The organism is Streptomyces sp. NBC_01320 (assembly GCF_035974375.1).
Taxonomy (GTDB): Bacteria; Actinomycetota; Actinomycetes; order Streptomycetales; family Streptomycetaceae; genus Streptomyces; species Streptomyces yanii.
This window is the reverse complement of record NZ_CP108390.1, coordinates 11,511,830-11,529,034: the sequence shown is the minus strand read 5'-3', so window position 1 is coordinate 11,529,034 and position 17,205 is coordinate 11,511,830. Positions and strand designations below refer to the sequence as shown.

Sequence of the window (17,205 nt, the reverse complement as noted above, 5' to 3'; positions counted from 1 at the left end):
ATGGCTCTGCTCGTCCAGAAGTACGGCGGATCCTCCATCCCGAGCCTGGACAGGATCAAGGCCGTCGCCCAGCGCATCGCGGCCGCCCACCACGCGGGACACGACGTCGTCGTGGTGATGTCCGCCATGGGCGGCACCACGGACCAGCTCCTGACGGACGCACGGAACATCACCGCCGCTCCTCCCCCACGGGAACTCGACGCCCTCCTGGCCACGGGCGAACAGGCCTCCAACGCGCTGACCGCCATGGCCCTCAACGCCCTCGGCACCGAGGCCTGTTCCTTCACCGGCTGGCAGACCGGCATCCTCACCTCGCACACCCACGGCAGCGCCGACATCATTGATGTCCATCCATACCGGGTCCGCAACGCACTCGACCGCGGCGTCGTCCCACTGGTAGCCGGCTTCCAGGGGCTGATCTACGGCGGCGCCGACGTCACCACCCTCGGCCGCGGCGGCTCCGACACCACCGCAGTCGCCCTCGCAGCCGCACTCAAGGCCGACGTCTGCGAGATCTACACCGACGTGTCCGGGGTCTACACCGCAGACCCCAAAGTCGTCCCCGAAGCCCGGCCACTGGCCTGCCTCACTCACCAGCACATGTGCGAAATGGCAGCCGGCGGCGCAAAGGTACTGGCCCTGTCCAGCGTGGAATACGCCCAAAAGCACGGCGTGCCCCTCCACGTCCGTTCATCCTACGACCACTGCCCCGGAACCATCGTGTCCGACGAGTTCTTCGACGTCACGTACGCGCAGCAGAGCCCGACCGTCATCGCCATAACCCACAACCCCCACAACACCAAGATCACTCTGCCCGGCCGCCCCGAACCGGCACCGGCAACCCTGCGCCTCCACGCAACCACATCCACCGCCGCCGGATGGTCCACCCCGCGCTCGTATCCCCTGCACACCGGACACGGCGACGTCCCCTACGACGAGTACACCGCTACCGCCTCACTGATCGGGTCCGGCCTGTGCGCCCACCCTGAAACACTCGCGACACTCCGCAGAACCCTGACACGCGCCGGGATCCCGTTCACACCCATGACCATGACGGACACACGAATCACCCTCATGTGCCCTCCCTCCCACCTTGCCGACACCGTTCGCGCGCTACACAAGGCGTTCCTCACCCACACGCCGCAACCACCGGTCCCACGACACAACGGCCAACTGACCCTGCAGCCATGACCAGAACCGGCCAAACCCCTCCAGCACACCGTCCGGCCCAAATGATCGATTCCAAGGGGTCAGTGGTCGAAGGCGGTTAGTGATCGCAGTACTGGCTGTCCGGTGTGGTCGTTGTGCCAGCTCGCGAGTCTCGGCTGCTGCTTCGTTTCGCGGCCCCCAGGGACCCTGTGATGGTCGCGAAGTGGGTCAAGTTCCAGATCCTCGACACCGAACGCCAGGACTGGGCCCGCGGCTACGACGCGGCACGCCGCTACTTCGACCGCGAGGGCTGCCTGGACGTGCCCTACGAACACGCCGAGGGAGCCTATCCGTTGGCCTGGCGGATCCAGTTGCGCAGGGCCTCGTGATGCACGCCGAGTTCCTCGGCCATGCGGCGGATGACGGGCTTCGGCTCGGCGGTCCGATACATCCGCACCGCACGCTACGCAACTCCAGCGGATATTTCCTCGGGGCAGGCCACGTCTGGGCTCCTCTCATGAGACCCATCTGACCTGCTGTCACCTTTCCCCGCATCTCGGGGGAACCTCACAACCACCCACCCCGGGCAGGAACCGGTGACGTATCGGAACGGGGGCCGGTGCCCGGACGGCGCCGCGTAGCCTTGCCCGACAAGCTGCGGCCTTTCGCGTGGCCGGAACACAACAGGAGGCTGCACGTTGCTCACCGTGGATCTGCACCCGATCTTCCGCAACAACCGGGACATCGAACTGGCCCTGCGTCAGGCCATATTCAAGGCAGCGCGCAGCGGCGAGACCACGATGGAGATCATTCCGGGCAAGGGCTCGGGAAAACTGAAGAAACGCGTGCTCGCGTTCCTCAACCAGCCACACATCAAGAAGCTGTACGAACGCTTCGAGACAGACCCGACCAACGACGGCAGAATCATAGTCCACCTCAAGCCGTAAGACCGGACCACCCAACGGGAGAACGGCCTCACGCCCGAACGCCACACGCTGATCGCCCCAACCGCGGTCTGCGGGGCAAGGGCAGGATCAGATTCCGGCTCAATGCCGCCGACATCGCCGTTCCAGAGGCGGCGTAGGTGACCGGCCGGCCCGGGTGAACCAGAGTCCTGCGCTTCGAGCGTGAAGCTTCGCGTCCGCCTGTACACGCCGCCGCGGAGTCGGACGGTCACCCGTGCCGCCGCGCGGTCCGACGGCCCCTGCCGCCATGCCCGGATCGCATCACGTGCGCCCCTGCGGCGCTCCGCGCCGCAGGGGTCAGGATCGGATTCCCTCCCCGCCTGAAGGCGGGGATTCCCTCCGAAGAAGAGGGATGGGCTCGTCGGCCCGGCCTCGCCGGTCACCGATGTGGCGTAGGCCGGCCCGGTGCCGATGGCTGTCTCCACTCCACCGGGCGGAGATCCAGCGGCCGGTGCAAGTCCCGCAGCTGCGGCTCGCTGACGTCGTCAGCGATCGGCTTGGTAGCGCGCCGTGCGAGAGCCACGTCGAACGGCACATGAAGATGACCGAGCCGGGCTCCCTCGCGCCCCCTCATCCGGACCGCGAGGTGACCCGGCAGAAACGTCTTAGCCGAGCCGGAAACCCTGAACGCCGAGCAACACGACGCGGACGCATACCGAGAAGAGCCCGCCCGTCGGCCGCCACCAGAACAACACGGTGAACGCGCGGACGGCGTCAGGCAATGCTCCCGGCAGGACTCGAACCTGCGGCCAGACGCTTGAGAAGGCGCCCGCTGTTTGCTCAGAACAGCGCCAGGCCCTCACTGCTGGTGTCCGCGATGACTGGCCGGAACCGGGTGGGGAGGCCGTCCAGGCGGTCGGGTCCGGCCGCGGCAGCAACGGCAGGGGCGGTCTCGGCCAGCCAGGTGCCAAACCGCTCGACGGCTTCGCGGTAGGGGACTCGCGCCAGGACACGGTGCTCGCCGGAGGGGCAGAAGTCGACGGCGACAGTGAGCAGGCAGGAACGGGGCGTGTTCTGGCTGCCCGTCCAGGACACGCGCAGCACACCGCAGGGTTTGCGTGCGCGGGAGCCGCGGGGGTCGCGGTGGGTCGGGCGCAGTGACCGGCAGGCTATGTGCGCGGTCCATGCGGCGAGGTGTGGCAGTGGGAGGGTGGTGCGGGCGCGGCAGCCGGGGCAACGATGCCAGTGGTGGAGCCAGTCGGCCGTGTGGGTGTGGAAGAGGCGTGTGTAGTGGCTGGCCACGCGGATGTCGTTGCTGTACAGGTGGTCGGGTCGTTCTTGTGTGTTGCAGGAGTGGCAGACGGGGGCGCGGACGTAGCCGTGTTCATGGCAGTGGTCGAGTACGGCGGCGGGTGCGGTGCGACAGATGGCGCAAGTCCACTCAGCCACCTTGCGGGAAATGCCGGGTTTCCTGCTGAGCGTCGAGTACAGGTGGCCTTGCAGTTCTCCGTTGTACGAGCGCGGTGGGGTGGTTGGGCAGTGGGGGCTCGTCGTCTGCCGGCCGTCGGCGGCCAGGGTCTGCCGGTGGTGGGAGGGCGGCTCGGTGGCGGCTGCGCCTTTCTGGCGGGTCCGTGCGGCTTGCAGCCACTGCGTTTCGGTGTGCTCGGCCGCGTCCAGCAGTCTGACCACGGCGCGCGGCAGCCACCATGTCCGCGCCGTGTGGCCGCGGGTTTGTTCCACGAGTATCCGCCGCCAGTCGATTCCCGCCAGATGGTGCGGCCGGCCGCCTTCAGGTTGTGCTGCCCGCTCGGGGTCGCCCAGCTCCTGGAGTTCCCGGGTGATGCGCTGGCGCCATCGCAGCGGCGTTTTCTCGTTCTGCTTCGCGCTACGGAACGGACCGATGCGGACCAGGTCCTGGCGGTCCATCTCAACCGCGTTCAGTTCCGCTGCCGCCCCGCGCACCTCAATCTCCGGAACACTCCACTGGCCGCCGCTTGCCTTCACCGTCGCCACCACACGGCCGCCGAGCAGGACGTACCCCGCCCGGGCATTGGCAGGAGAGCAGGTGAACGCCGCAGAAGCCGCCGGCACAGCGCTGTCGGTCGTCAAGTCGGCCCACAGAGCGTCCGCGGCGCCCAGAGTGATCAGGCCGCCCCTATGGCCCGCGATGACACGCTCTGACATACCCACAGGCTAACGGCCGGCACCGACATACCGATAGTCGGTGATCGACACGCTGCTGGAGCAGACGGCGGTGACGTACTCGGTCTCCAGGTCGGTGAGGCAGGCGGCGATCCACTCACCGCGCCGGGCGGCACCATCCGATGAAGCACTCGACGTTCGTGTACGGGGTGCGGGCCACCGACACCGATCACGACGGCCGCGCCGAGCAGGCCGCGGGAACGGGGCAGCCGTAGCACCTCCTCCACCGTGCCGTGCAGCCGGCGGGTGGTGGCCAGCGCCTCCGCCAGGGCGGGGCGCAGCCGGGCATTGTCGTCCTGCGCGAGGCCCGCCTCCAGCGGTGAGCTGAAGTCCGGTCAGTGGAGTGCGCAGCTGGTGCGAGGCGTTGGCGGCGGTACGCTGCCGCGCGGTCGGTGGAAGCAGGCTTCCCGGCCGCCGCTCGTCGGTTCAGTCCACGTTGGGCCGGGCGAGGCCGTGGTCGTAGGCGAAGATCACGGCTTGGATGCGGTCGCGGGCGCCGATTTTGGCGAGGACGCGGCCGACGTGGGTCTTGACGGTGGACTCGGACAGGACGAAGCGGGTGGCGATCTCGCCGTTGGTCCAGCCCTTGCCGACGGCGACGAGGATCTCGCGTTCGCGGTCGGTGAGGGAGCCGAGTCTCGGATCCTCGGCGGAGTCTTGGCGGTGGGCAGGGACGTAGCGGGCGAACTCGTCCAGGATGCGGCGGGTGAGGGCAGGCGCGATGACGGCGTCACCGGCGGCGACGGCGCGGATGCCGGCGAGGAGTTCTTCGGGGCGCGCGTCCTTGAGGAGGAAGCCACTGGCGCCGGCGCGGAGGGCGGCATGGACGTACTCGTCGAGGTCGAAGGTGGTGAGCACGAGGATGCGCGAGCGGTCGCCGGCGGCGACGATGCGGCGGGTGGCTTCGATGCCGTCCATGCCCGGCATGCGGACGTCCATCAGGACCACGTCCGGGCGCAGTTCGGCGGCCTTGCGGACGGCCTCGGCGCCGTGGGCGGCCTCACCGACGACGTCGGTCTCGGCTACGGAGTCCAGGAGCATGTGGAAGCCGTAGCGTTGCAGCGGCTGGTCGTCCACGATGAGCACGGTGGTCATCGGTCACCGCCTTGGGGTGTGAGGTCGAGTACGGCCTCGACGCTCCATCCTCCGCCGCCGGTCGGCCCCGCGCTGACGGTCCCACCGTACAGAGCCGCTCTCTCCCGCATGCCCACCAGGCCGTGTCCTTCCTCGTTCGGCGGTCCGGAGGGTGTGGCCGAGCCGGTGTCCCGGACCCGGATGTTCAGCCGGCTGTCCTCGACGAGGATCGCCAGGTGCACCCGGGTGCCGGTGTCGGTGTGCTTCAGGGTGTTGGTGAGGGCTTCCTGGACGATGCGATACGCCGTCAGCTGCACGCCACTGTCCAGGGCGTCCACGTCGCCGGAGGTCCGATAAACGACCTCAAGACCGGCGGCGCGCACCTTGGCGCACAACGCTTCGATGTCCGCGATGCCGGGCTGTGGGCTGAGTTCGGGGCCGCCCCGGGGACCGTCCGCCGCCTCGCGTAGCACGCCGAGCACGCGCCGCAGCTCGCCGAGGGCCTGTCGGCCGGTGTCACCGATAAGCTGGAGGGCCTCCTTGCCACGTTCGGGGGCGATGTCGGTGGCGTAAGCGCCGGCGTCGGCGAGCGTGATGATGACGGACAGGTTGTGGCCGACGATGTCGTGCATCTCGCGGGCGACACGGGTGCGTTCGGTGGCCGTGGCCAGCCTGCTGCGCTGGTCGCGCTCGATCTCCAGCCGGGCGGCCCGTTCTCGCAGTCCGGCGAGCTGGGCCCGGCGGATGCGTACCATCAGGCCGAGCGCGAGAGCCGCGGTCGCCGTGCTCAGCAGGAAGAACAGCGCGTCCCAGACGGAGACGGCCGAGGACGCGCGTACCGCGACCAGCGCCATGGCGCCTGCCATGGCCGCACAGGCCCACGGCAGCTGCCGCAGCTGCCCGTGCAGGGCCAGGCTGTACAGGGCGACGAAGAGGGCGACGTCCGCGCGCAGCGCCGCGCCCAGGGACCATTGGACGACGAACACCGCGGCGATGACACCGAAGGCCGCCACGGGCTTGCGCCGCCGCCACAGCAGGGGCAGTACCAGTCCGGCCTGCAGTACCAGAATTCCCGCGACGGGCAGCTGAGTGAAGGCGAGCCGGAACCGGCGCGGGCCGTCGCCGTCGTCCACAACGCCGTGGAGCAGGTCGGGCAGGCAGAACATGAGGAAGACCAGGACCACGACCGCGGTGTCCAGCACCCACGGATGTGCCTGGTCGGCCTGCCTCAACCGCTGGCCGCCCCGGGACAGACGGGCGACCAGCGGTCCCATCCCGCTGATGTCATCGGTGGTCACGGACGTCACCTGTCCATGGTGCAGGCGTCAGACGTCGCTGCGCGCGAGCCGGTACGCCGCGCCCGCCAGCGCCAGTGCCGTCCAGCTGAGGAAGACCAGCAGCCCTGCGGCCGGCGACAGGGTCGTGGAGTCGTGGGTCAGCGCGAACATCGACTCTCCCGCGTTGGACGGCAGGTAGGGGCTGATGTCGTCCCGCCAGGAGCTCGGCAGCAGGGAGATCAGGCCCGGGATCAGCATCAGGGTGGCCACCAGCACCGAGATCCCGCCGGCCACCGACCGCAGCAGCGCGCCCAGCGCGGCACCGATCACCCCGACCAGGCCGAGATACAGCCCGGCGCCCAGCAGACTCCGCAGCACACCCGCGTGCGAGAGACCCATGGCCGCGGGCGTGCCCGAGACGATCCCGCTCCCGACCAAGAAGGTGACGAACGCACCGACGGTCCCCAACGCCAGCGCGACCAGCCCGAACACGGCCGCCTTGGACCACAGTACGGGCAGCCGGCGGGGCACCGCCGCGAGCGTCGAGCGGATCATGCCGGTCGAGTACTCCCCCGCCGTGACCAGCACGCCGAGCACGCCCAGGGCCAGCTGGGCGAAGTTCGTACCGAAGAGGGACAGGCTCACGGCCGTCGAATCGGCGAAGTCCCGGTCCAGGTGGCCGGAGTTGATCCCCGACTTGTAGCGGCTCGCGGCGATCAGGCCGAAGGCCACCAGGAACAGCAGGCCCAGGCCCAGGGTGATCCAGGTCGAGCGCAGGGACCACAGCTTGGCCCATTCGGAGGAGAGCACGCGCCGTCCGGTCACCCGGTAGGCGGGGCGGGCGGGGGTGGTCCGGGGTTCCTCGACGGTTGCGGTGAGGGTGCTCATGCGGGCCTCCCGAGGGTCTCGATCCCGGTCGTGGAGCCGTGGTACTCCACGGCATCCCTGGTCAGGTCCATGAATGCCTCCTCCAGCGACACGGTCCGCGCGCTCAGCTCGAACAGCGCAATCCCGTGCTCCGCGGCCTTCAGCCCGATCTCGCGGGCGGTCAGCCCGGTCACCTGCAGCTCCTCGGAGCCGATCCGGCCGGTGACGTCGACGCCAGGCCCCGTCAGCACGTCCCGCAGCCGCGCCGGGTCCTGCGTCGCGACCTTCACCGTGTCGCCGCCCGCCTCGCGGATCAGGTCTGCCACGGTCGTGTCGGCCAGCAGCTGCCCGCGCCCCACGATGATCAGGTGGTCCGCGACCAGAGCCATCTCGCTCATCAGGTGCGAGGACACGAACACCGTCCGGCCCTCGTCGGCGAGCGTCTTCAGCAGGTTGCGGATCCAGAGCACACCCTCCGGGTCCAGCCCGTTGACCGGCTCGTCCAGCATCACCGTCTGCGGATCGCCCAGCAGCGCCGCCGCGATGCCCAGCCGCTGGCCCATCCCGAGGGAGAAGGCGCCGGCCCGCTTTTTCGCCACGCTGCCCAGTCCGGCGAGGTCGATGACCTCGTCGACCCGGCGGCCCGGAATGCCGTGGGTCAGCGCGAGGGCCCTGAGGTGGTTGTACGCCGAGCGGCCTGGGTGGATCGACTTCGCCTCCAGGAGGGCACCGACCTCCTGGAGCGGTGCCTGGTGGTGGGCGTAGCGGTGGCCGTTCACGGTGACGGATCCGCTCGTCGGGGCGTCGAGGCCGACGATCATGCGCATCGTCGTGGACTTGCCCGCGCCGTTGGGCCCCAGAAAGCCGGTCACCGTGCCCGGCCTCACGACGAAGTCCAACCCGTCGACGGCCGTCTTCTCGCCGTACCTCTTGGTCAACTGCCGTGCGTCGATCATTCGCGTTCTCCCTGTCGGGCTCCGGCGTCCGTCGCTTCCGACGCCTCACCGGCCACGCTAGGAGCCGAATCACCCCAATCCGGTGGTACCGGGAGGCTGAACTACGCCGGGCGCGTAGTACCGCGGTACTACCCGACTACCTGCGGTGCCTTCCGTGCTCGTCGGCCGCCCCCAGGGCCTGGCCTGCCTGTCAGACTCCCAGGCCAACTCGTCCACCAGCAAACAAGGGGGTGACCACCCAGATCTCCCTGAGAGGGCGTTTAGCGTGGGCGAATTGCCTCTTATGCCCTAGCAGGTTCCTCGCCAGGTCGGTGTGGTCTCGTCCGTCATGCGCTTGGCGAGATTGTCGATAGAGGCGACGTGGATCATGGCTTCGGAGCTGGCAGTGAACGCACCGAACCCCGCCCGCACCCTGGCCGACGCCGGCCCCGGGTACGGGCGAAAATTCAGCGGTCGCGGGGCGAGTACGTCCGGGGGCGCGGCGGGGCCGGCACGGGGCAGCGGCCCCTGTGGAGGTAGAGCGTGCAGCCTGTGCCGGACTCGCCAGGCATGTCGCGGGTCTCCGTCTCGGCCAAAGTCATCGGCGCTCGCAGATCATCGATCCTCCCCCGCGCGCCGCTTCGCCACCCGGTACACCCGGTACACCCGCCGCAGCTCACTGGCGTCCGTGCAGTCCATGCCTCCCGTGCGGCACTCGGTGCACGCCTGGGTGTGGCGGATGAACCCGCTGTATGCGGTCTGGACGGCGGCGTCTTCGGCCCTGCGCTCGGCCGCCATTGGGCCGGTGTTCTCAGGCACGTCATCAGCTCCCACTGCCGGTGTCCACGCCCCCGGGGCCGTGCCATCGGCTGCAGGGAGGGTCTTCGTGTGACTGCAGCATAGCGTGCTACGGCATGCTAGATATGGCATATCTCGCGTGCTGCGCTATGGCCTGCCTAGCTTGGCCGGGTGATCGAATTTGCTCCTGACCAGCCACGGTGGCGCCAGGTCGCCGAAGTGATCCGGCAACGGATCGCGGACGGCACCTACGCGCCGCGCACCCGCGTGCCGTCGGTGCTACAGCTCCAGGCCGAGTTCGGGATCGCCGCGGCGACCGGGCAGAAGGTGCACCGGGCGCTGCGCGAGGACGGACTGATCTACACGGAACCCGGGCTCGGGTCGTTCGTCGCACGCCCTCTGCCCCCGGCTGGCGGCGCACCCCAGGAGTGACTTCACTTCACCGCGGCCAGCAGCCCGAAGGATGCGGCGACAATTACACCCAGGAGTGACTGTCGCTGCCCGGCCTACTGCACGTTCGTGACGATGTGCAGCTGATACGGTCCCGCCGGCGAGCCTGACATTGAGGCGTGCCAGATCTGCACCCCCGCAGACCGGCCTGGCTGAGGGCCGACATCCTGGCCAGGATGCGGGATCTTCCTACCTCCCACGCCCGCCGGAGAGAAGGCATGGCGGGGAACCGCTGCCGAAACTGCAGCAACAAGCCCAGCACTGGCCACAGCCACTGCCTCAAGTGCCCGGAGCGCGCAGCCTGCGGTGCCAAGGCGACAGTTGGCGGCCCCCGGAGCTCAGGCCGCCGACCCCTCGGACGGTCTCCGGGTGGATTCTGCGGCACCCCGAAAGCCTCACAGAGAGCGCCTTCGGTGCCGTTGTCGGTGAGGGCGTCGGTGATCGGCTGCCAGTCGCTGTGGCCGAAGCGCCACCACACCGGCCCGTGCGGACCGTGGATGCGGAGCTGGTCGAGGTGGGTGGCGATGACGGGGACGGTGCCGGCGAAGTCCCACCAGTCGTCTTCCTCCGAGGCGTTGGGCGACCAGCCGTGAGGGTTCTGCCATCGGGGCTGCCAGCAGGTGGCTTTGGCGGTCTGATCCGGCTCCACTTTTCGGCTTGAGTTGGCCCCAGGGTTGGGGGCTTACGGGAGCGTTCGGGGGGTGTTCCGGTCTCATTTGGCCCCACCGGGTGGCGGGCCTCACGGTGATCCCCGGACCAACGATCAGACGGACTGGAAGCAGCGGCTACATGCGTCCAGTGCCATCGGCCGGGCTGGCAGCTGCCCACCAGCCAATCACTCCGGCGGCCACCGCGTCCGTCCGCTGGAAATTGGGATCGAGGCCGAAGTGATCCTCTAGCTCCTGCCGCAGGTACTCGCCGATCTCCGCCTGGCCAGCACCGGCGCGGAGCTGCTGGAGCAAAGGGGCGAGCATGCAGTCGTACTCGTCCTGCACGAAGTCAGCGACGCCGATCGGGTCCCACTCATTGAGCAGACGCCGCAGATCGCTCTCGGTGGAGCTGTTCCAGGGGAGCATCGCCCCAGACTGCCACCCGGCAACGCCCGCCGTAACTCGCCCCCACCTTGATCCAAACGAGAGGTCCTAGTCGTTCTCGGACCGGGCACGCCTGCGCCGCCGCAGCGGTGCTGTCACCCACATCGTCAGTCCGACAAGGGACAAGAGCACCGCCCCTCCGATGATGGTGGGGACGGCCGCCATGAGGAGAAGGGTAAGCAGCAGCTCTGCCCACGTCGGCTCCTCGCCCATCGTGCTCCCACCCTGTGCCATAAACGCCACCACGCCAACAGGCAGCGATCAGTTCCGGATGTGCGCGTCGGATACGCGGGCGACGCCGGATACATGTTCCGCCGCCTGTCATCCTGCCGGTCAATACCGGGCGCAGCGGAACGGTGATCCAAACGAAACGCCCTAGGTCAGGGATCGCCAGAGATCCGTCCTGTAGGTCCCAGACCACGGGGTCCAAGGGCAGCGCAGCGAAGATCACGCCGCCCAAGATTTGAACCGCCAAGGTTCCCTGACTCAGGTCACTGTCCGGTGACCGGCACGTCCCAGGACCGGGGTCGGATAAGAGCCTGCCACTCGTCCCGGAGCAGGGCCAGCACCGCGACGTCGTACCGGCGGCCGCGGTGCAGACAGGCTGAGCGGCGCACCCCCTCCTGGACGAACCCGGCCCTGTCCAGGACGCCGAGAGCCGCGGTGTTGGTGGTGTGGGTGACAGCCTGGACGCGCTGCATGGGCAGTTCACCGAAGGCGAGGTCGACAAGCGCGTCCACAGCGTCCACGCCATAGCCCCGGCCCCGGTGGTCGGGGTCCAGCATCAGCATGATCTCGGCTGTGCCGTCGACCATGTCCTGGTCTGTCAGGGCGATGTGGCCGATCGGCGTGCCGTCGGGGAGCAGGACGAGGAAGTCGTCACGGTCGTGCTCGTCGCGGTCGCGCTCGATGCGCTCGCGCACCGCAGAGAGAGAACGCGGCCACATGCCGACCTCATGGGCAGCCACGGGGTCGGCGCGCCAGACGTGGACCAGCTCCGCGTCGTCAACGTCGAGCGACGCGAAGACGACACCCCTACCCCGCCAGCAGACCTCCCGGGCCGATCCCCCGTCCCCGTCCTCCGGTTCCTCCCCGGCAAGGCGCCCAGCCACAGCCTCTGCCACGTCCTCGATCACGGGCGGATGCTACCGGCCACCGGGACCGGCGGACCAGTCAATTCCGTCCCCGGACGGCCCACGGCAGACGGGACCCGAGTGACCTGAGTCAGAAGTTCTTCGCTAGTGCTGTGACCGCACAGGTTCGCCAGGTTGGTGGTCGTGGCGGTTGGATGTGCGGTGACGTCCGGTCCGACCGCTGGAGGCGCGGTGGCTGAGCCTGTCCGTGCGCACAGACTGACCGACCAGGAGGGGCAGCTGCTGCAGCGAATCGTGCGTCGGGGCAGCACGAGTTCGGTGCGCTACCGACAGGCGATGATGCTGCTGGCCTCGGCCGGCGGGAACCGGGTACCGGTGATCGCCCAGCTGGTGCAGGCCGACGAGGACACCGTCCGCGACGTGATCCACAAGTTCAACGAGATCGGCCTGGCCTGTCTGGACCCTCAGTGGGCGGGAGGCCGTCCCCGCCTGCTCAGCTCTGACGACGAGAACTTCATCATCCAGACAGCCACCACCCGACCGGTCAAGCTCGGCCAGCCCTTCACCCGCTGGTCACTGCGCAAATTGGTCGCGTACCTGCGGAAAATCCACGGTCGGATCATCCGCATCGGCCGCGAGGCATTACGCTGCCTCCTCGCCCGCCGCGGTATCACCTTCCAGCACACCAAGACGTGGAAGGAATCTCCGGACCCCGAGCGCGACGCCAAGCTCGACCGCATCGAGCACGTCCTGGACTGCTTCCCGGACCGGGTCTTCGCCTTCGACGAGCCACCCGGCCGATCCCGAGATCGGCGGGCGCGCAGGTGCGGTTCCTGGTGAAACGACTGAAGGGCACCAGGCCGGTGGCCGACTTGCTGGGGGTGTCCCAGCGCACCGCCGAGCGGTACGTCAGGGACCGGATCAAGACGCCGCGTGCACAGCTCGCGGCCCGGCTCGCCGATAAGGTCCGCACACGGTGGCAACCGCGGGTAAAGGAGAACGCGAAGAAGAACGCGGCCATCTTCACCGGCATCATCGTGGAAACGAGAGCGCGGTTCGGGTTCACCGCCGCGCCGGGCAGCACGGACGACGGACGCATCCGGCGCCTCACCCAGCACCTTCCCGCCACCTACGCAGCCCGCCTCTTCGACGCACAGGCTGCCGGTGCCCCTGAGCAGCAGCTCCGGGCCGTCCTCGCCGAAGGACTCCAACAGGAGTACTTCAAGGACCGCGGCCGCCGTGCCGACGGGCTCCTGGTCGAATTCACCGACATCGACTACGTAGAACTCAGCTTCTGACACAGCAACGAAGCCCCGATTGAGCACTTCAGTTGGTGAGCCAAAGCGCGATAGTTGTCACATAGGCAGGCTTGTTGTCACCTGCGAGGTTGGGCGCCGGACTCGGGGGGGTCGGTCGACTCCATGGTGGTGGGTCGGCGTCCGCCGCAGCAGGCCACCACTACTGTCGCCGTGGAGTTCAGGAAGATCGTGAACCAGGATGACCTGTCCACCGCGTCGATGGATCCGGTACGAAGCGGCTCTTCCCCGGCTCGCAGAAGGATGTCGACACTGTCGGCCAGGCCATCGATCGTGTGGCCACGCTTCAAGGAGTGGTGCATTCGACTCCGGAAAACGCCCGCGTGCCGGTTGGCCGGGACCAGGCCGTCCCAGACGACGAAGTCAGCCCCGGCGATCAAGGCGTTACGTGCAGGCCCGCATGCCGGCGTCTGTTCGCGGAGCATGGCGATGAGGTCGTCGCGAGTCACACTGCGCCCCGGCGACAGGAAGACCAGTGATCGGCTATGTGTGACAACTCCAGCGCCTCTCTGGTGACAGTCCGGCTGCTTCGACCTGGTTTCTGTGCAGCCTATGCGGTGCCGTCGGTGACAACTACCGAGCCTCGGCACAGTTGGTGAGTCGAAGCACGGATAGTTGCCACAAAAGCAGACCTACTGTCACCAAGGCCCCTGGCGAACGCCCAGCGGTGCCCTGGATGGAAACGAACGCAGGCCGCTGACCGCATTGTTGAGTTGGTGGTCCTTCTCGTGGACGCTTGTGGGGTGAACGAGGACGGCGAATACATGCTGAGAGAACTCCAGTCGCTGGGCCCCGCGGTGCGCGCGGACGTCCTGCGCGTGCTGGACTGCGGCGTCCAGGGTCTCCCCGCTCACTGGCGGCGCCGCAGGGGGGTGCCGCAGCTCATGGTGTTCCTCGACGGTCCGGAGGATGTGCGGGTGACTCCTCCACCCCGTGAACGGGGTGGCTTCTCGCTATGCCGGTTGGGCTTCGCGACGGACCAGCCCGGCCCGTAGGACGTTGAGAGCACCGACGGTGTCCGCGTGCGCGCTGTGGCCGCACGAGACGCAGTGGAACGTCTCCTGTGTGGGCCGGTTCTCCTTGGTGGTATGCCCGCATTCGGGGCATCGCCGGGAGGTGTTGCGAGGGTCCACGGCGATCACTTCCCGCCCGGCACTCTCAGCCTTTGCGTTCAGGATCGCGAGGAACACCCCCCATCCGGCATCCGATATCGAGCGGTTGAGCCCGGCCTTGGCCGCGGCCCCGTTGGGCAGGAAGCTGCCCGGCTGGTCGGGGTCGGGCTTCGGTTCGGGGGCCTTGCTCATGTTGCGGATCTTGAGGTCTTCGTGCGCGATGAGGTCGTGTTCCCGCACGAGGCCGAGGGCGGTCTTGTGGGCGTGGTCGAGGCGCTGGCACCGCACCTTGCGGTGCAGACGTGCCACAGCCTCTACCGCCTTGCGGCGGCGCTTGCTTCCGCGCTTGCACCTGCTCAGTGCCTGCTGAGCTGCTTCGAGCTTCGCTGCGGCCTTTCGCCCGTGACGCGGGTTGGGCACGAACTCGCCGTTCGAGCCGGCGAGGAAGTTGGCAATGCCCAGGTCGATGCCGACCACGCTGCCGGTCGCGGGCAGCGGCTCGGGCCGGGGCCGCTCAGCGGTCAGGATCACATACCAGCGCTTGCCCTCACGCTTGACCGAGACGGTCTTGACATGGCCGACCACGGGCCGGTGCTGGTGCACCTTGACGTGCCCGACACCTTGCAGGCGCACCCGCGTGACCGGGTCGTGCGCGGTGGCATCCCAACGGCAGCCGTCTCCGTCCCTGGGGAACTCCACCGTGTCGAACCGGCCCACTGTGCGAAAACGCGGATAGCCCGGCTTCTCACCGGCCTTGACACGGCGGAAGAACGCGGCGAACGCCTTGTCCAGCCGGCGCAGGGTGGCCTGCTGGCTGGAGAACGACCAGCGGCCCTGACGCTCCGGGTCGCATGCCCGGATCTCCTTGAGCTGCACGGACTGCTGCCCGTATCGGACCGTCGTCTTCGAGGCGTGCCGGTAGGCGTCACGACGCTCTTGCAACGCGCCGTTGTAGAGCGAGCAGTGATCGCGCAGCATCTCGCGAAGGGCCTGGTCCTGCCGGGCGGTGGGCCGCAGGAGGAACGTGTACGCACGGATCATTCAGCCCACCCCCTCCGACTCGAATCGACCTTAACCGTAACATTGGTTCATGTCACCACGCTGGGAACCAAACCCCGACATACGGCGCGGCCGTCACGTCGTCCACCACCTCCACACGCAATTGGTGTTCGTCACCAGGTACCGGCGGACCGTCTTCAACGACGAGATACTGACACGCTGCGAAGAGAGGAGTTCACCGGCCACGTCAACCAGGCCATCATGCACGGCCGCTTCTGGTCCGGCTCCTACTTCGCGGGGTCATGCGGCGGCGCACCCCTCCACGTGGTCAAGGACTGCATCGAGAACCAGAAGCGGCCCGACTGAGCGCGGCTCCGCGGGCGAGGCATTCCGATCCTGAAGGCGGGGATTCCCTCCGAAGAAGAGGGATGGAGAAGATCACCCTGCGGGAGCTGTCCGGGCATGGGTATCTCGACGAGTTCAGCCGCTGGGCCGGCAGCGTCCCGGTATCGAAGGCCAGGGAACACGGCTGTGCCGCCCTGGTCCACGGGAACCGTATTCACGCGAGGATCAATCAAATCGGCCCCGTCGGATCGGGCCGGCACCGTCCCGACACCTTCGTTTGCGTCCGCACCGTGCACCGGGATTTGAGAATGAGCCCATCTTTTTCTCTCAAGTTCGATGTCGAAGGCCGGTTCTTCCCGCGGCTTGTGTTTCATAAGTGGGTCTTCGACACCATCGCCCGCGCCCGGCAGAGTTGAGCCCGAGGCGAGTATTTCGGTCGTACCGGGAAGCTTTGGCCGCTGTCGCGCAACGAAGCCGACCACAGGAGGCAGTGACCGATGGACAAGGACCGCATCATCCAGCTGGAGAAGCTCGGCATGATCTGGTCCCACTACGACGTCGCCTGGGGAGAAGGCCTGACCGCCGCCCGCGGATGGGCCGCCAAGGCGGGCCACCCCCTGGGGGCATCCCTGCCTGCCGTACCGAGGCACCGGGCCGGGCCGGATGAAGTTCGGTGCAGGTGCGTTTACGGAGCAGTCGGGTGCGTCCTACCGCGGCGGCCGTTCGCGTGGGCTACTCAGCCACGCGGCGGCCGAGGTCGAGTTCCACGCCGTCTGGCCGCTGCAGTCCGCGTTCGAACAGCGAGCGTACGCGGTGCGCGTTCTCGGGTCGCCCGGCAGTCTGGAAATAGGCCTGAAGGCTAGCCCCGTAGGACTCGGCCGTCGGCAGGGACTCGACGTCCACCAGAGCCTTGATCCGGGTGACCGCAGTCTTGTCGAAGACTGCGATACGACGGGCGAAGGTGTCGACGAACTGCTCCAGTTCGCCCGCCGGCACGACGCGGTTGACATAGCCGTACTCTGCCGCAAGATCGGCTGGGAAGTCGTCGGCGCCCAGCAGGATCTCGAGGGCGCGTCCACGGCCCACCAAATGAGGCAGCCGACCGCTGGGGTTGCCCCCGGGCACGGATCCGACGCTCACTTCGAACTGTCCCAGGATGGCATCGGGCCCGGCGAAGCGGGTGTCCGTCGCCAGGACGAACTCGCTGCCGGCGCCCCGGGCTCGGCCGTTGATCTCGCTGATCGTGACAGCGGGCACCTGAGCGAGCCGGTACAGGTTGTCGGCGAACGGATGCAGACCCGAGGGGGCCGGCTTCATGGCGGCCACACGAGACCGGTCCGCCTGGAAGTCCCAGTGCGCCATGAAGAAATCGGCGTTGCTGCTGCGGAAGACGACGGCGGTCAGATCCGGGGCCTGCTCGATGCGGGTGACCAGCTCCGCGAGCTGCTCGATGGTGTCGGGGTCGATCAGGTTGATCTCTCCGTTGGAGAAGGTCACCCTCCAGTAGGACGGGCTGACCTCTTCGACGGCGAACTGCTCGTGGTTACTCATGCGGGGTCCCTCCTTGTGAGGACAGTGGTGCGCACAG

The 17,205-nt window shown here is 68.3% G+C and carries 18 protein-coding genes and 4 pseudogenes; 9 read left to right on the top strand and 13 right to left on the bottom strand.

Annotation, left to right across the window (positions count from 1 at the left end):
• On the top strand, positions 1 to 1,191 hold the full coding sequence (locus OG395_RS53210) for an aspartate kinase (RefSeq protein WP_327241338.1): 1,191 nt from the start codon (positions 1 to 3) through the stop codon (positions 1,189 to 1,191).
• Positions 1,192 to 1,250: 59 nt separating this feature from the next.
• On the opposite strand, the pseudogene OG395_RS58905 reads toward OG395_RS53210, so the two are convergent.
• Positions 1,251 to 1,358 (bottom strand): annotated as a pseudogene (locus OG395_RS58905) (IS982 family transposase); the annotation flags it as partial.
• Positions 1,359 to 1,361: 3 nt separating this feature from the next.
• Between OG395_RS58905 and OG395_RS53205 the strand changes: the two are divergent.
• Positions 1,362 to 1,538, top strand: a complete 177-nt coding sequence (locus tag OG395_RS53205) for a helicase associated domain-containing protein (protein WP_327241339.1) — start codon at positions 1,362 to 1,364, stop codon at positions 1,536 to 1,538.
• Here OG395_RS53205 and OG395_RS58900 read toward each other — a convergent pair.
• The gene (locus tag OG395_RS58900) at positions 1,496 to 1,600 is read right to left on the bottom strand and encodes a transposase (RefSeq protein ID WP_376343250.1); all 105 of its coding nucleotides are present in this window, start codon (positions 1,598 to 1,600) and stop codon (positions 1,496 to 1,498) included. The two genes, OG395_RS53205 and OG395_RS58900, sit on opposite strands and share 43 nt — an antisense overlap.
• A 256-nt stretch (positions 1,601 to 1,856) precedes the next feature.
• On the opposite strand from OG395_RS58900, the gene OG395_RS53200 reads away from it, so the two are divergent.
• Positions 1,857 to 2,096, top strand: a complete 240-nt coding sequence (locus OG395_RS53200; protein WP_327241340.1) for a Smr/MutS family protein — start codon at positions 1,857 to 1,859, stop codon at positions 2,094 to 2,096.
• Positions 2,097 to 2,894: 798 nt separating this feature from the next.
• Here the strand turns inward: OG395_RS53200 and OG395_RS53190 are convergent.
• The 7 genes and pseudogenes from OG395_RS53190 to OG395_RS53160 form a co-directional block, all read right to left on the bottom strand.
• Positions 2,895 to 4,238, bottom strand: coding sequence for an endonuclease domain-containing protein (locus OG395_RS53190; RefSeq protein ID WP_327241341.1), 1,344 nt, complete (start codon positions 4,236 to 4,238; stop codon positions 2,895 to 2,897).
• A gap of 444 nt (positions 4,239 to 4,682) precedes the next feature.
• The gene (locus OG395_RS53185; RefSeq protein WP_327241342.1) at positions 4,683 to 5,351 is read right to left on the bottom strand and encodes a response regulator transcription factor; all 669 of its coding nucleotides are present in this window, start codon (positions 5,349 to 5,351) and stop codon (positions 4,683 to 4,685) included.
• Entirely contained in the window at positions 5,348 to 6,628 is a 1,281-nt protein-coding gene (locus OG395_RS53180; RefSeq protein ID WP_327241343.1) for a sensor histidine kinase, read from the bottom strand. The genes OG395_RS53185 and OG395_RS53180 overlap by 4 nt, the downstream gene beginning before the upstream one ends.
• A 27-nt stretch (positions 6,629 to 6,655) precedes the next feature.
• Positions 6,656 to 7,495 (bottom strand): ABC transporter permease, encoded by an 840-nt coding sequence (locus OG395_RS53175; protein WP_327241344.1) that lies wholly within the window; start codon positions 7,493 to 7,495, stop codon positions 6,656 to 6,658.
• Positions 7,492 to 8,430, bottom strand: coding sequence for an ABC transporter ATP-binding protein (locus OG395_RS53170; protein ID WP_327241345.1), 939 nt, complete (start codon positions 8,428 to 8,430; stop codon positions 7,492 to 7,494). The genes OG395_RS53175 and OG395_RS53170 overlap by 4 nt, the downstream gene beginning before the upstream one ends.
• Before the next feature lie 288 nt (positions 8,431 to 8,718).
• Positions 8,719 to 8,817 (bottom strand): annotated as a pseudogene (locus OG395_RS53165) (IS5/IS1182 family transposase); the annotation flags it as partial.
• A 207-nt stretch (positions 8,818 to 9,024) separates the two neighbouring features.
• The gene (locus OG395_RS53160; RefSeq protein WP_327241346.1) at positions 9,025 to 9,228 is read right to left on the bottom strand and encodes a hypothetical protein; all 204 of its coding nucleotides are present in this window, start codon (positions 9,226 to 9,228) and stop codon (positions 9,025 to 9,027) included.
• A gap of 150 nt (positions 9,229 to 9,378) precedes the next feature.
• Here OG395_RS53160 and OG395_RS53155 point away from each other — a divergent pair, with 150 nt between their 5' ends.
• A complete protein-coding gene (locus OG395_RS53155) occupies positions 9,379 to 9,639 on the top strand; it encodes a GntR family transcriptional regulator (protein ID WP_327241347.1) in 261 nt (86 codons plus the stop codon).
• Between the two features lie 803 nt (positions 9,640 to 10,442).
• On the opposite strand, the gene OG395_RS53150 is transcribed toward OG395_RS53155, so the two are convergent.
• A complete protein-coding gene (locus OG395_RS53150) occupies positions 10,443 to 10,733 on the bottom strand; it encodes a hypothetical protein (protein WP_327241348.1) in 291 nt (96 codons plus the stop codon).
• Positions 10,734 to 11,242: 509 nt separating this feature from the next.
• A complete protein-coding gene (locus OG395_RS53145; protein ID WP_327241349.1) occupies positions 11,243 to 11,887 on the bottom strand; it encodes a GNAT family N-acetyltransferase in 645 nt (214 codons plus the stop codon).
• Positions 11,888 to 12,076: 189 nt separating this feature from the next.
• Between OG395_RS53145 and OG395_RS53140 the strand changes: the two are divergent.
• The 3 genes and pseudogenes from OG395_RS53140 to OG395_RS53130 all read left to right on the top strand — a co-directional run.
• Positions 12,077 to 12,634: pseudogene (locus tag OG395_RS53140) on the top strand (helix-turn-helix domain-containing protein); the annotation flags it as partial.
• Positions 12,635 to 12,681: 47 nt separating this feature from the next.
• The gene (gene tpg, locus OG395_RS53135) at positions 12,682 to 13,143 is read left to right on the top strand and encodes a telomere-protecting terminal protein Tpg (RefSeq protein ID WP_327241350.1); all 462 of its coding nucleotides are present in this window, start codon (positions 12,682 to 12,684) and stop codon (positions 13,141 to 13,143) included.
• 761 nt (positions 13,144 to 13,904) lie between these two features.
• On the top strand, positions 13,905 to 14,156 hold the full coding sequence (locus OG395_RS53130; RefSeq protein WP_327241351.1) for a hypothetical protein: 252 nt from the start codon (positions 13,905 to 13,907) through the stop codon (positions 14,154 to 14,156).
• Here the strand turns inward: OG395_RS53130 and OG395_RS53125 are convergent.
• A complete protein-coding gene (locus tag OG395_RS53125) occupies positions 14,115 to 15,314 on the bottom strand; it encodes an RNA-guided endonuclease InsQ/TnpB family protein (protein WP_327249201.1) in 1,200 nt (399 codons plus the stop codon). The two genes, OG395_RS53130 and OG395_RS53125, sit on opposite strands and share 42 nt — an antisense overlap.
• Before the next feature lie 49 nt (positions 15,315 to 15,363).
• Here OG395_RS53125 and OG395_RS58895 point away from each other — a divergent pair.
• Positions 15,364 to 15,638 (top strand): annotated as a pseudogene (locus OG395_RS58895) (transposase).
• A gap of 62 nt (positions 15,639 to 15,700) precedes the next feature.
• Positions 15,701 to 16,033, top strand: a complete 333-nt coding sequence (locus OG395_RS53115) for a hypothetical protein (RefSeq protein WP_327241352.1) — start codon at positions 15,701 to 15,703, stop codon at positions 16,031 to 16,033.
• Between the two features lie 316 nt (positions 16,034 to 16,349).
• Here OG395_RS53115 and OG395_RS53110 read toward each other — a convergent pair whose 3' ends face one another.
• The gene (locus OG395_RS53110) at positions 16,350 to 17,168 is read right to left on the bottom strand and encodes an enoyl-CoA hydratase/isomerase family protein (RefSeq protein ID WP_327241353.1); all 819 of its coding nucleotides are present in this window, start codon (positions 17,166 to 17,168) and stop codon (positions 16,350 to 16,352) included.
• Between the last annotated feature and the right edge of the window lie 37 nt (positions 17,169 to 17,205).

Coding starts and splice junctions, on each gene's coding strand:
- OG395_RS53210 (WP_327241338.1), top strand. CDS start 1: ATGGCTCTGCTCGTCCAGAAGTACGGCGGATCCTCCATCCCGAGCCTG.
- OG395_RS53205 (WP_327241339.1), top strand. CDS start 1,362: ATGGTCGCGAAGTGGGTCAAGTTCCAGATCCTCGACACCGAACGCCAG.
- OG395_RS58900 (WP_376343250.1), bottom strand. CDS start 1,600: ATGTATCGGACCGCCGAGCCGAAGCCCGTCATCCGCCGCATGGCCGAG.
- OG395_RS53190 (WP_327241341.1), bottom strand. CDS start 4,238: ATGTCAGAGCGTGTCATCGCGGGCCATAGGGGCGGCCTGATCACTCTG.
- OG395_RS53185 (WP_327241342.1), bottom strand. CDS start 5,351: ATGACCACCGTGCTCATCGTGGACGACCAGCCGCTGCAACGCTACGGC.
- OG395_RS53175 (WP_327241344.1), bottom strand. CDS start 7,495: ATGAGCACCCTCACCGCAACCGTCGAGGAACCCCGGACCACCCCCGCC.
- OG395_RS53170 (WP_327241345.1), bottom strand. CDS start 8,430: ATGATCGACGCACGGCAGTTGACCAAGAGGTACGGCGAGAAGACGGCC.
- OG395_RS53150 (WP_327241348.1), bottom strand. CDS start 10,733: ATGCTCCCCTGGAACAGCTCCACCGAGAGCGATCTGCGGCGTCTGCTC.
- OG395_RS53125 (WP_327249201.1), bottom strand. CDS start 15,314: ATGATCCGTGCGTACACGTTCCTCCTGCGGCCCACCGCCCGGCAGGAC.
- OG395_RS53115 (WP_327241352.1), top strand. CDS start 15,701: ATGGAGAAGATCACCCTGCGGGAGCTGTCCGGGCATGGGTATCTCGAC.
- OG395_RS53110 (WP_327241353.1), bottom strand. CDS start 17,168: ATGAGTAACCACGAGCAGTTCGCCGTCGAAGAGGTCAGCCCGTCCTAC.